Source organism: Aquimarina sp. MMG015, assembly GCF_018100855.1.
In the GTDB taxonomy this organism is placed as follows: Bacteria; Bacteroidota; Bacteroidia; order Flavobacteriales; family Flavobacteriaceae; genus Aquimarina; species Aquimarina latercula.
This window is the reverse complement of sequence record NZ_JAGJEB010000001.1, coordinates 210,020-223,606: the sequence shown is the minus strand read 5'-3', so window position 1 is coordinate 223,606 and position 13,587 is coordinate 210,020. Positions and strand designations below refer to the sequence as shown.

Here is a 13,587-nt window from a genome sequence, read left to right as displayed (position 1 = left end):
TAGGTTCAAATTATAATAAAGGATACAATAATCCCTTATTAGCAAATCTAACTACTTTTTTTAAGTAAAGCTTAAAAAATTTAGCACTAGACGTGAGATTTTTTGGGTAAAGTAGATTAGATTAATTTTTTGAGGAACTAGTCTGTTGAAAGGATTTAGGTTTGCAAATTATATGTATTTTTGTCGCTCGAATAGAACACAATTAAAAGTGGAATATGAGTAATAGATATAAAAAATCAGAAGAATTTTTACAAAGAGCAGAAAAGACTGTTCCTCTTGGATCACAAACTTTTAGCAAAAGTAAAACACAACTTCCGATCGGAATTTCTCCTTTTTTCGCCTCTAAGGGTCAAGGAGCGTACATGTGGGATGTCGATGGAAATAAATATATTGATTTTGTTAACTCTTTAGCTGCAATAACTTTAGGGTACAATGATAAAAGAGTAACAAAGGCTGTAACAGAGCAATTAGAAAAAGGAACTATTTTTTCTTTGGCACATGAATTAGAATTTTTGGTTGCAGAGAAAATTTGCGAAATGGTACCTTGTGCTGAACGAGTAAGGTTTGGTAAGAATGGCTCAGATGCAACTTCAGGAGCTATTAGAATCGCGAGGGCTTATACAAAAAAAGATTATGTTTTGGTCTGTGGATATCATGGCTGGCAAGATTGGTACATAGGATCTACAACCCGAAATGGAGGTGTCCCAAAAGCAACACAGGAATTAACACATAAATTCACATATAATGACATAAATTCACTTGAAGATAAGATAAAGGAATTAAAGGGAAATATTGCAGCGGTAATAATGGAACCAGTAAATATTGCTCCCCCAAAAGATAATTTTCTGGAAAAAGTAAAAGAGTTAACTCACAAAGAAGGTGCTGTTTTAATATTCGACGAAACAGTAACTGGATTTAGATATGCTAACGGAGGCGCTCAAGAATTTTTCGGAGTAACTCCTGATTTAGCAACTTTTGGGAAAGGTTTAGCTAATGGTTATCCGGTTTCTGCTGTGGCAGGTAGAAAAGAAATTATGGCTTTAATGGAAGATGTCTTTTTCTCTTTTACTTTTGGAGGAGAAACATTATCATTAGCAGCGGCTTACGCTACCTTATCAACTCTACAAACGGAGCCGGTAATTCAATCGATATTTGAAATTGGAGAATATTTGATGGATAATTTAAATGGATTAATTACAAAATATGAGCTGGAAGATATTATTAGGGTCCAAGGATATCCTTGCTGGTCTTTTTTGGTAATGAAACAAACAAATTGGGCAAGTACTGAAGAATTGAAAACACTATTCATGCAAATTATGTTTGAACATGGAATTTTTGCTTTAGGAACCCATAATTTAAGTTATGCTCATACTAAAAAAGATATAGATCAATTAATGAAGGTTTATGTTGTGTTTTTTGACACATTAAAGGAAGTAGAAAAGCATAAAAATATTAAGACGATTTTAAAATCGAAACCTTTAGTTCCTTTGTTTAAAGTAAGATAGTTTTGAAGAAGAAAATTATTTTTAGAGCGGACGGTAATACAACAACAGGTCTTGGTCATTTATATCGTTTATTTGCTCTTGTAGAGGTGTTTAAGGATAGTTATGACTATATGTATATAACACAATCTTCCTCTAATACAGAAGTAATTCCAGAAGACTTTCCTCTAACCATAATAGGTCAAGAAATAAAGCTTTCTGAAGAGCCAAATTGGCTTGCTAATAATTTTGACCCAGAAAAGCATGTAATTATTGCAGATGGTTATCACTTTACGTCACTTTATCAAAAGAAAATAAAAGAATTAGGTTTTTCTTTAGTTTATATAGATGATCTAGCACGGGAACACATGTATGCAGATATTGTGATTAATCACTCATCTTCTTATAAAATATCAGATTTTAATCATGAAAAACATACTAAGTTCGCTTTAGGAACAGAATATGCCTTACTTAGACCTCTTTTTTTAAAAATAGCAAAAGAAAAAAGATCAATCACATCTATAAATGAAGTCTTTATTTGTTTTGGAGGAGCAGATAAGTTTAATTTCTCATTAAAAGCAACAAAGGCGCTACTTGATGTCAGCCAAATAGAGAAAATCCATATTGTTTTAGGAGCTGCATATGATGACGGTCAAATCAACAGATTAGAACAAAAGTTTCCAACAAGAATACAAATACATAGAAATTTATCAGAAAAAGATTTACTAGAAACAATGAAGTTGTGTGATTTGGCTATTGCACCGACAAGTACCATATTATATGAGCTTACCTGTGTAAAAATGGTGATTATCTCTGGGTATTTTGTATATAATCAGAAATCTGTATATAAATGGTTTAATGAACGTGGATGTTTTTATGGAATAGATGATTTCTGTGATTTTGATTTTAATAACTTAAAAGATATTATTGTAAAGTTTACTGATGTATCTTTGTTAAAGTCATATACAGATAACCAAGCTAAATGTATAGATGGAAATCAAAAGCAAAGGTTTCTACAATTAATTAATGACCTTATGAGTAAAGTCAATTAAGTTAAAAGAAAGATAACCCTCTTTCAAAATTTTGCATTATGAAGCTAATATTAATTACTGGAATAAATAAGGGGCTTGGAGAAGCATTATTTGATTATCTAATTGATGATGAGAGCTATAGGGTAGTGGGGATTTCTAGAAGAATTACACAAAAGCAGAAAGAATTACTTAAAAACAATAAATTTATTTATGTAGAAATGGATTTACTGAACCTCAGTAATCCCGAGGAAGATTTGAAAATTTCGAAATTACTTGATGACGCAGAGGAAATATCATATATAAATAATGCCGCAACCATTAGCCCTATTAATAAAATTGGAGCTTTTCAGAATAATGAGATAATGGAGCTATTGCATCTAAATACATTTGTCCCGATAGTGATAACTAATTACTTGTTTAAAGAGGTACAAGGTAAAAAGATAAATATTATAAATCTTTCTAGTGGTGCAGCAACATCTCCGATAGTTGGGTGGAGTTTGTATTGTGCTTCTAAAGCCGCAAATGAAATGTTTTTTAAAACATTAAAAGAACAAGAACAAGAAAATGAAAATGTTAATGTAGTAAATGTTGACCCTGGCGTAATAGATTCAGGGATGCAAGAAATAATTAGAACAATAGATGAGAAGCTTTTTCCTGGGGTAAATGATTTTATTGAGTTAAAGAAAAATAACAAACTACAGACTCCTGAAGCAGCAGCTATTAAAATTATTAATCGAACTAAATTGTTTCGACGTTAAGAATTATGAAGATTGCTATTTTATCGGACATTCACGGTAATATTGATGCTTTTAAAGCAGTAATAGACCAGATGAAAAAACAGAAAGTTGATATAGTGTTTTCTTTAGGAGATCATTTGGGATATTACCCTGAAGCTATAGAAGTTTTTGATGAGATCAAAAAATGGGACTGTCATGTAATTTCAGGAAATCATGAACGAATATTTTTAAATTTCTTAAAGGAAAGTAAAGAATATAGAGAAAATGTAATTGCTAAATATGGGACTAGTTATTTGCATTATGAAAAAAGTTTTAGTGATGATTTAATTACCGAAATATCACAATTTCCTGATAATAAAGAGGTAGTAGTTGATGGTATTAAGTTTTTATTGTGTCATGGCTCACCAATGGATAAGGATCAATATATCTATCCCGATGCAGAAAATGTAGTTTTAGACGATTGTGACTCTAAGAATTGCGATTTTGTTTTTATGGGACATACACATTACCCTATGGTTTATAAAGGTGAAAACACAATGATTGTTAATGTTGGCTCAATTGGTCAGGCAAGAACTATTGGTGGAATTGCAAATTGGGGTATAGTTAATACAAAAAATAAAGTATATACTCCTTTAAGTACTCCTTATGATATATCCAAGTTAGAAGAAAGGTTAAAAAAGAATAAAGAAAGAGAATATTTATATAAAATTCTAAGAAGAAATAATAGCACATTATGAAATTGAATGTATTAGTTACAGGCTGCGGAGGAGATATTGGACAAAGTATCGGTAAAATTCTAAATGAAAGTGAAAATATAAAACACTTGATGGGATGTGATATATCTGATAAAAATGCGGGTCAATTTATTTATAAGAACTTCTTTTTAGGATTACCCTATACACACGAAGAGTATTTAAAAAAAATGAAACAGGTAATTAATGATAATAATATAGATCTTGTAATACCTATTGCAGAGCCTGAATTACGTTTTTTTTCAACATCAAAAATATTAAATAAAATTGGAGACGCACATATGGTTTGTGCAAATGAATCTGCTTTGGAAATAGGTTTCGATAAATTAAAAACCGCAAATTTTTTAGAAGAAAATAATCTGCCGTTCCCAAAAACAGTTTTGATCGAAAACTGCTCAAAACCAGAAAAATTTCCGGTGATAATTAAATCAAGAACAGGTTCTGGATCATCTAAAGTAAACATAGTAAAAGATGATATTGAATTTAATTATTTAAAAAAGAAACATCCGGAGTATATTGTTCAAGAGTATTTGTCATCAGAACAAGGAGAATATACCTGTGGATTATTTAGAAGCAAAAAGGGAGAAATAAGAAATATTATACTCAAGCGAGAGCTTACAGGAGGATATAGTGGTTATGGTGAGGTTATCTCTAACAATGAAATATCATCATTGCTTAAAACAATCGCTGAGAAATTAGAGTTGGTGGGTAGTATAAATGTACAATTGCGATTAACTACAAAAGGACCTGTGGTTTTTGAGATTAATCCAAGATTTTCCAGCACTGTATTATTTAGACATATGTTTGGATTTAAAGATTTATTATGGTCTATAGAAGATAAAACGGACCAAAATATATCAGAATATGTAGAAGTGGAAAAAGGGAAAAAGTTTTATAAAGGATTTAATGAATATATTTCTTAACTAATGATTATGAAAGAGTTTTATATTGGAAATAGAAAAATAGGAGGAGATGCGTCTTGTTTTATTATAGCTGAACTTTCTGCAAATCATGGAGGCAAGATTGATATTGCGATTGAAAGTATACGAGAAGCAAAAAAGACGGGAGCAGATGCAATAAAGTTGCAGACCTTTACCCCTGATACAATAACTATAGATTCGAAAAAACCAGAGTTTTTGATAAACCATGGGACCATGTGGGATGGTAGATACCTGTATGACTTATATCAGGAGACGTATTTGCCTAGAGAATGGCATAAAAGGCTTTTTGAAGTCGCTGAAGAAGAAGGTTTAATTTGCTTTTCTTCTCCTTTTGATTTAACGGCTGTTGATTTCTTAGAGGAATTGCAGACACCTGCGTATAAAATAGCATCTCCAGAAATTCTGGATATCCCTTTAATTGAAAAATGCGCAAAAACTGGAAAACCAATTATTATAAGTACAGGTATTGCAAGTATTTCTGATATCGAACTCGCGGTTAATACATGCAGAAATGTTGGAAATCAAAATATTATACTACTAAAATGTACGACTTCATATCCAGCACCCATTGAAGATGCTAATTTGAAGACACTAAATAGTTTGGCAGAAACCTTTGGAGTTATACCAGGACTCTCAGATCATACGTTAGGAACAGTTGTACCTACAGTTTCGGTTGCGCTTGGAGCTAAGGTAATTGAAAAGCACTTTATAATGGATAAATCCATTGGTGGAGCAGACGCGGCGTTCTCATTGGATGTTAATGAATTTACAGAAATGGTGGCTTCTGTTCGAAATGCTGAAAAGGCAATAGGAGAGGTATCTTATAACATAGGTGGGAAAGCATCAAACTTATCTAAATTAGCTTCTCGTTCTCTTTTTATTGTTAAGGATGTTGAAAAAGGAGAAATACTAACCGAAGATAACGTTAAATCCATTCGACCGGGTAATGGAATACACCCTAAATATTATAATGAGATATTAGGGAAAAAAGCAACTCAAAATATTGAAAAGGGGACACCTATGTCTTGGCAGTATATTAAATAGAAAAGGTCATGATTATTCTTTTTATAGAAAATAGATATAAAACATATTTTTTTGCCGAAGTTGCTAATGAGTTAAGTAATAGAGGACATGAAATTCATTGGTTAGTTCAAAATAAAATTTTTAAAAAAGAAAACAAAACCTTCCATAATCATGTAATTCCATATTCAAATAAAAGGAAAAATGAAACATGGGAGAAAAACCAGGAAATAGAAAATATTATTTCGGGAGACCGACAAATTAATTTTTTTAAGTTAAAAGATAAAAGTCATTTTTATTATTATCATTCCTATATCAATCGAAAAATTTTAGAAATTCAACCAGCAGTGGTTTTTGGAGAGAGTACTGCTTTTCATGAATTATTAACCATAAGTATATGTAAAAAACTTGAGATCCCTTATTTTCATCCTAGTTCATGTAGATACCCAAAAAATAGATTTTCCTTTTATGTTAACGACACCTTAGTTCCATATAATGGCAGTAATGAATCATTACATGAAGAAAGCGCAATCGAAATAATTGATAGCATTTCTAAAAGAACGGCCAAACCAGATTATATGAAGAAGGTGAAAAAGAATAGAGTTAAGAATGGTAAAGACAAAATAACAATACTTAAAGGCTATTTTTTTGGTGAAAAATTTAATACTCCTAACCCGTTTGTAAAATACGATTTAGAAAAGCAAAAGAAATTAAATATAGAAGCCTGGGATAAGATAGCCATAAAAGAATTATCTAACGAAAAATTAAATATTGTCTATCCCTTACAAATGCAACCTGAAGCAAATATTGATGTTTGGGGTAGGAAATATAGAGATCAATTACAATTAATAAAAGATATTTATTATAACTTAAAGGAAGAATATAATTTTTATATTAAACCTAATCCAAAATCTAAATATGAGTTATCAGAAGAGTTGATAGAATTTGTTAGTAATAATGAAAGAATAGCCGGTATACATCATTCAACATCTATGGATACAATATTTCCTAATGTTGATTTGTTTATTACGGTAACAGGAACAATTGCTATAGAATGTATTTTGTCAAACAAACCTGTACTTAATTTGGTGGAAACTCTAAATAATAGATCTAGAAATTGTGTTTACCTGAATAACTTATCACAGATTACAACGTGGATTAAGAAAGTGGAAGATAATAGTTTTCCAAAAATAGAATTAGAGGAAAAAATAAAGTTTATAAATCATTTAAATAAAACTAGTTTTAAAGGAGTTATTTCAGATCCATTTCATGATCCAAATTGTGTAAATAAAGAAAACATAAGAGATGTTGTTAAAGCTTTTAATCAGCTGTTAGAAAAATATGAGTGATGATATTATAAATAAAGCTTTTTTAAACAAAGTAACACCCTTTAAGGTCGCTCTTTATGGAATGTTTTTTTGGGTTATTTTGTATTTGTTTGCATCTGTAAATGTGAAAGAACCTATGGGGTTTGTTCCTTTTTTATATATTATTATCTGCTATTTTTTTTTCATACTTGGAGCATTAAGTTTAAAGAAACCAAAAGGGGTGGAACTTGTCTTATCAGAAAACCATAAAACCAGACTTCTGAAATTTCTTTATGTTATTATAATAATTGCTTTTATAGGCTTTATATTTCGATTTATTGATAAATTTTATTTAAGAGGAATATCTTTTTCAGGAAGTTCTTTAGAAAACAGAAAAATACTTATGTCATCAGGTCCCTCTATGATTAGTGTTTTTTCTGCGGTATTAAATCCATTTAGCTTTTTACCACTATTTATTTATTACCTATTAGGGATAAAGAAGAGGTTTTTGTTTTTAGTATCTTTATTTTTGTTTTTTGCATCTTCATTTGAATACATCGTGCTTAGTTCTAGGTCAGGCCTTTTTGTGGTTTTAATATTTCTATCTATTTATTTATTCTATTTTAAAAAAATAAAAATAAAGTGGTATCAATCAGTGTTTTTTGTACTGATTTTAGGGGGGTTAGGTGTTTTTTCAACAAATATTTTTATAGACCGAACTACTGAAATTTTGGGTTCAAAAAAATTGGCGGTAAAACATATTCTAACAAATGCAGGCTATAATTATACAATTGAACCTAAAAATGATGTAGTAAAAGATATAACAGCAATAAATAATGAAACATATCAGGCTTTGAAATTGGGGTATGTAAATTTTTCACAATATTATATCCACGGTTTTTTTGAGTTTGGTTATTTGTATAATAATTATAGCAAGGATTATCATTACGGAGCATATTCATTTTCTATATTTGCTAAATTTTTTAAAACACTTTTCGGTTTAGACATTAATTTGAAAGAAGTACAAATGAGTCCTCCTAGAGTTGGTGTTTATACCACTTTTTTTGGTCCAGTTTTTATAGATTTTGGATGGATGGCATTTGTTTTTATGTTTCTTTTAGGATTAATTCAAAAAGTAATTTTTAACAAGGCAATTAAAGGAAAATTTTATTTTTTACCATTATTATTTTATATGCTGATTATTACATTTTTTATGCCGGTAGTCAATTTTATTACTACGGCTCAAGGGATTTATATTATTACCGCTTTCGGGTTATTTTTATTTGCATATTCAATTTTAAATAAGAAACTAATTTTTTATAAGCAGAATGGTGCTAGAATTTATATTAGATTATTAAAATAATTATAAGAAATGAAGAATATTATAAAAAAAGTAGGTTTTTATTTTCAAAGATTGATAAAAAATAAAGCAATTAGAGATTCAATTTCAAACAAGATTGCTCAAAAAATAGGAAAAACAGAAATCCCTAAGGATATTGGTAAAACTGTATCAGTTAATTCCAAAGAATTAACGCATAAAGGGTACACTGTGCTTGGTAAGTTTCTTCAGGAATCAGAAGTGAAAAACATAAAGGACTTAATATCAGATAATTTAAAATGTTTCGATCCGTTTAATCCTTCTTTAGGTGAATTCTCAATAGACAATGTGCCAAACGAGGTTCATGTAGCAAATTACAGAAGACAGGACTTAAGTAAATTCAAAGAGATTCTGAATATTGCTAATAACACTAATGTTTTGGAAGCGGTCCAGGATTTTTTAGGAGCAAAACCAACAATTAGTAATATTAATATGTGGTGGTCTATTCCAGGTAAAAAAGAAGCAAAACAAGCCCAATTGTTCCATAGAGATGTTGATAATTATAAGTTTTGCAAACTATTTATTTACCTTACTGATGTTGAGTTAGATAGTGGGCCACATGTGTATGTAGAAGGTTCTTCGGTTTCAAAAAAACTAAGAAAAATCAGAAGATATAAAGATGAAGAAATTATTGATGTTTTTGGTGAAGATAAGATTAAGTATTTTACAGCATCAAAAGGAAATGCTTTTATAGTTGACACGTATGGATTCCACAAGGGATTATTACCAGAAAAAGAAACGAGATTATTACTTCAGGTACAATACTCATTAACTCCTATCGGAATAGAACAATATAGCCCAGTAGATATTGGTTCGCATTCATATGACAGTTACATTAATAGGTTAATATTAAAATAAATGAAAAAACTAATCCGATTGTTGTCTTCTTTTGTCTTAATGCGATGGATTTCTTTACTAACTATAAAAGTGTTTTGGGCTTTATCGAGAGTAATTAGTCACTTGAAAATTAAAGCATTAATTACTAATTCTGGTGATAGTGTTTGTCATTATACGGTAGAAATAAAGTATGGAGACAATATAGTGATTGGAGATAACTGTGCAATCGGAAAATATAGTAGTTTAGGGGCTAAAAGCCCTATTACAATTGGAGATAATGTTACAATCTCAAGAGGAGTTATTATAGAAACAGCTGGGTTAGATTTATCAAAATCTGCAAAATCTAGGCATATTTCTAAACCTATTGTAATAAAGGATAATGTATGGATCGCAACAAATGCGATAATTTTAGGAGGAGTAACGATTAACAAGAATGCTGTTATTGCTGCAGGTGTTGTTATTACAAAAGATGTTCCAGAGGGAGCAGTAATCGTAGGAGCAAGAAATAGGGATATAAAACATAATTAATAATAAGAATATTGAATTTTTTAGATAAGGCTTTAGCTACTATAATTTTTTTTTTGGCATTAGGATGTAATAATTCTACCTTGATTAAGGAGAGAAAAGATGTAATATCAAATTTTAATGATGAGAAATATGTTATTAATGGAGATTATAGAATTGGAGATGTTCGTAGATATGGATGTATGCCAAATTCTACCATTGGAAATCACCCATATAGCAAAAAGCATACTCTGGAGACTATTCTAGATATTGCAGAAAAAGGAATTGAAATTACATTTCCTGAAGGGTATTATAAATCAGAGTTAGTTTTTAAAGGGAGAGAGAACGTCAAAGTTAACTTTAATAAAGCTGAATTTGGGGGAAGTATTCAAATTATTGATGATGCAATAAAAAAAATAAAGTCTTCAAATATAATTTTAAAAGGACAATTGACAACTTATACTAAGTTTTTTACTAGAAATTCTAACGAAATATATGTAGAGGACTTAATAATTAGATCAGATACGACTAAAAGTTTACTTGGTTTAAGGAGTATGGGGTGCGATATATATGCTGGGACTAAAAATCTTAGAATGAATAATTTGGTTGTTGGAGATTTAGGATCGGGATCTGAAAAATATAAATTTTCTAGGGCAGCATTACAGATTCATGGTTGGGGAAATAACCCCGAAGGAATAATTATTAAAAAGGTTTTGATAAAATCTTCTGATAGACATGGTGTTTATTTGACAGGTGATAGGCATAAAATAGATGAATTAATTGTTGATAATTTTGGGGTTGGATCTGTTATAAACATGGAGTCATTGGAAGACGCACAGAAAGAAGAATCTAAAATGATTTCTGGCGTTTGGTTTAATAAATGTAATAATTCGGAAATAGGTAGTATCGAAATTAATAAGACCAATTCTAAGGGTAGATATTCAATATGGTTTGATGAAGGGAAATTTGAAGAACCAACAATTATAGAACACCTTATTTTAATAGGTAAAACAGAAAAATTACCAATAAATTCTAATGACGCTTTTACAAATGTTCTGGTTAAAAAATTTAAACAAAAAAAACATAAATAATAAGGTTTATAAAAAATCTATACCATTCCTAATAGCTTTTGGTTTTTCGAAAGCTATTGTTTTTTTGACTCCATTATTACTTTCTAACACACTTTCTTCTAAAGATTATGGCCTAATCGAATATTCTCTTAGTTTAGGTGTTTTGATAGCTACTTTAATTAGTTTAGGTGTTCCATCTTCATACCCATATTTTAGGTTAAAAAGAAACTATAAAACAGTATATGAAGGTTTTTCGCTTCATAAATTATATTTGTTAGGTTTATGTTTGTTAGCCATTACATTATCCTTTTTTCTCAACAGTACGAAATATGTTACAGTTTTTATAATCTCATATATAATTTCTAACCAAGTTATTTATTCGATTAGATTTAAAAGTTCTGAAAAAATTTTAAAAGCGACATTAATTGATTCAGGTTTATATATTGCATTGCTATTGGGATATATTGTGCTTAGTTTTTCAGACTTTTCTGATTTAAACATATTGATAATCGTGTTATTAGTATATGTAATGTTCTTTATTATAATGACTCTAAGAGAATTTTATAATGTAGATAAGAACCTTATAATAATAAAGTTCCTAAAATTAGTAAAATATGGACTACCTCTTGTCGTTTCAGGTTTTTTAATGATATTTATATCGAATTCAGGAAGGATAGTTGTTGATTTCTTTTTAGACCCAGAGGATGTAGGAATTTATTCTTTTTATTTTAGAATTTCTTCATTAGTTTTAATTGCATATCAGGTTTTTAATATTGTTTTTTTTAAGAAAATTTATACTTTAAGCTCAGCTAAACTTGACAAAATTTTTATTGCTTTCTTTCTACTGATAATAATTTCAACAACAATATCATATTTTATTACTCCTATTCTCGGAAAAGGGATGTTTAAAATGTTTAGCACACTAGAAGAAAATAGAGGACTTCATTTCTTATTGTCTTATCAGGTTGTATGTTGGATTTCTTTAGGAATATTTGAAAATATGATTTATAGAGAAAATTTAACAAAAAAAATGAATAAAGGTGTTATTTTCATATTAATGGGGTTCTTAATAATACTATTTTTGTTTAGAGAAAACCTGACTATTGAAAAAATTGTATTGTTTCAATATACCTCGATGTTTTTGGCAATAACATACCAACTTTTTATCCTATATAATTCTAAAAAAATAAAATTATTAAAAACCTATTCGATGGTTTTTAGTACGTATTTTATTTCAATGATGGTTTACTTCTATATTTAAACGATAAAGCATGAAACTAGATAGAACTAACATATATTTAATCCTATTACTTCTAATCGTTCTAACGTTACCAATAACCTATAATCTTAATTCTCTATCGGTAATTTTATTGTCGATGTTTTTTTTTATTGATTCTAAAGAAAATTTGTATAAAAAATATGAAATACTAAGAAAGCACAAAGTCTTTTGGGCTATGACTTTGTATTTTTTTATTCAGGTTTTTGGATTAATATATACAGAGAACCTAAAAGAAGGCTTAAAAGAAGTGCAGGCCTTAATTCCATTTCTAGTCTTACCAATGGTTATTCTTTCCGAAAAGATTTCTAGCACACAAAGGAAAAAAATATTATTGATATTTAAATATTGGATTTTGTTACTTCTCTTGTTTTTAAGCGTATATCATTATTTTTATTTGGGTAGGCCTATTAGTTCATTTGCTAATTTTGGTTTTACAATTCTAGAAATATCACCTTTTTATTTCTCAGGTTTTATTTATTTAGCAATAATCACGATAGTTTTTGAATTAAAAAGAAAAAGTTTTAAGAGCATTTATTTATATATCGAGTTGGGAACTTTTTTAGCTTTTATAACTCTTTTAGGAATGAGAATTTTTATAATAATAATACTTGTAGCCTTAGTGTTATTCGTACTGAAAACCTTAAAAAATTTAGCTATTAAAAAGAAGATTGCTATTCTAATAAGCATACCGTTATTATTGATGTTATTGTTTTTAATTACACCTTCAATGGGTAATAAGATTAAACGTTTTTCCAGAACAATCGACTTTGATTTAGAAACCATAATAACCAAAAACAAAATCACCTATGGTAGAAACACAATAGAATACAGAATACTAAAAGCATATGCATCTTTTAATATAATAAAAGAGAACCTTGTTTTAGGAGTTGGAACTGGTGATCAATTGGATCTACTTTATAAAGAATATGAAAAACTGGGATTTAAAGCAGGTATTAAAGAAAAGTATAATTCACATAACCAGTATTTAACCGAAGGACTTAAGACAGGAGTTTTGGGAAGTGCTATTTTTTGTTTTATGTTGTTTGTAATTCTTAAAAAAGGAATTCAACAAAATGATGAATTGTTATACTTTTCAACTTTTATCATTATTATATGCTTGATTGAATCTTTTTTATCCAGACAGCATGGTATTATATTCACAGCTTTTTTTGTTGCTATTCTGTTTAATCATAATGAAAATGGTAAACTTTTAAATTCTAAAAATGCATAATTAATAAGTTTTTAGAATT

General features: G+C 29.0%; 13 protein-coding genes. All 13 read left to right on the top strand.

Annotated features, from left to right (window positions below):
* Positions 1 to 215: 215 nt before the first annotated feature.
* The 13 genes from J8L88_RS01055 to J8L88_RS00995 are packed head-to-tail and all read left to right on the top strand — an operon-like array spanning position 216 to position 13,568.
* Positions 216 to 1,505, top strand: coding sequence for an aspartate aminotransferase family protein (locus J8L88_RS01055; RefSeq protein WP_211059723.1), 1,290 nt, complete (start codon positions 216 to 218; stop codon positions 1,503 to 1,505).
* Between the two features lie 2 nt (positions 1,506 to 1,507).
* Positions 1,508 to 2,533, top strand: a complete 1,026-nt coding sequence (gene pseG / locus J8L88_RS01050; protein WP_211059722.1) for a UDP-2,4-diacetamido-2,4,6-trideoxy-beta-L-altropyranose hydrolase — start codon at positions 1,508 to 1,510, stop codon at positions 2,531 to 2,533.
* A gap of 38 nt (positions 2,534 to 2,571) precedes the next feature.
* The gene (locus J8L88_RS01045; protein WP_211059721.1) at positions 2,572 to 3,270 is read left to right on the top strand and encodes an SDR family NAD(P)-dependent oxidoreductase; all 699 of its coding nucleotides are present in this window, start codon (positions 2,572 to 2,574) and stop codon (positions 3,268 to 3,270) included.
* A gap of 5 nt (positions 3,271 to 3,275) precedes the next feature.
* Complete coding sequence (locus J8L88_RS01040) at positions 3,276 to 3,986, top strand: metallophosphoesterase (RefSeq protein ID WP_211059720.1); 711 nt, start codon at positions 3,276 to 3,278, stop codon at positions 3,984 to 3,986.
* Positions 3,983 to 4,924 (top strand): ATP-grasp domain-containing protein, encoded by a 942-nt coding sequence (locus J8L88_RS01035; protein WP_211059719.1) that lies wholly within the window; start codon positions 3,983 to 3,985, stop codon positions 4,922 to 4,924. Before J8L88_RS01040 ends, J8L88_RS01035 begins: the two co-directional genes overlap by 4 nt.
* A gap of 9 nt (positions 4,925 to 4,933) precedes the next feature.
* On the top strand, positions 4,934 to 5,986 hold the full coding sequence (gene pseI / locus J8L88_RS01030) for a pseudaminic acid synthase (protein ID WP_211059718.1): 1,053 nt from the start codon (positions 4,934 to 4,936) through the stop codon (positions 5,984 to 5,986).
* Between the two features lie 8 nt (positions 5,987 to 5,994).
* Entirely contained in the window at positions 5,995 to 7,311 is a 1,317-nt protein-coding gene (locus J8L88_RS01025; protein ID WP_211059717.1) for a hypothetical protein, read from the top strand.
* Positions 7,304 to 8,632, top strand: coding sequence for an O-antigen polymerase (locus tag J8L88_RS01020; protein ID WP_211059716.1), 1,329 nt, complete (start codon positions 7,304 to 7,306; stop codon positions 8,630 to 8,632). The genes J8L88_RS01025 and J8L88_RS01020 overlap by 8 nt, the downstream gene beginning before the upstream one ends.
* A gap of 9 nt (positions 8,633 to 8,641) precedes the next feature.
* Positions 8,642 to 9,505 (top strand): phytanoyl-CoA dioxygenase family protein, encoded by an 864-nt coding sequence (locus J8L88_RS01015; RefSeq protein WP_211059715.1) that lies wholly within the window; start codon positions 8,642 to 8,644, stop codon positions 9,503 to 9,505.
* On the top strand, positions 9,506 to 10,012 hold the full coding sequence (locus J8L88_RS23465; RefSeq protein ID WP_247666390.1) for a DapH/DapD/GlmU-related protein: 507 nt from the start codon (positions 9,506 to 9,508) through the stop codon (positions 10,010 to 10,012).
* Between the two features lie 11 nt (positions 10,013 to 10,023).
* Positions 10,024 to 11,079: a hypothetical protein gene (locus J8L88_RS01005; protein WP_211059714.1), complete on the top strand. Its 1,056-nt coding sequence runs from the start codon at positions 10,024 to 10,026 to the stop codon at positions 11,077 to 11,079.
* Positions 11,024 to 12,319 (top strand): oligosaccharide flippase family protein, encoded by a 1,296-nt coding sequence (locus J8L88_RS01000; RefSeq protein WP_211059713.1) that lies wholly within the window; start codon positions 11,024 to 11,026, stop codon positions 12,317 to 12,319. The genes J8L88_RS01005 and J8L88_RS01000 overlap by 56 nt, the downstream gene beginning before the upstream one ends.
* 10 nt (positions 12,320 to 12,329) lie before the next feature.
* Positions 12,330 to 13,568: an O-antigen ligase gene (locus tag J8L88_RS00995; protein WP_211059712.1), complete on the top strand. Its 1,239-nt coding sequence runs from the start codon at positions 12,330 to 12,332 to the stop codon at positions 13,566 to 13,568.
* Positions 13,569 to 13,587 lie beyond the last annotated feature (19 nt).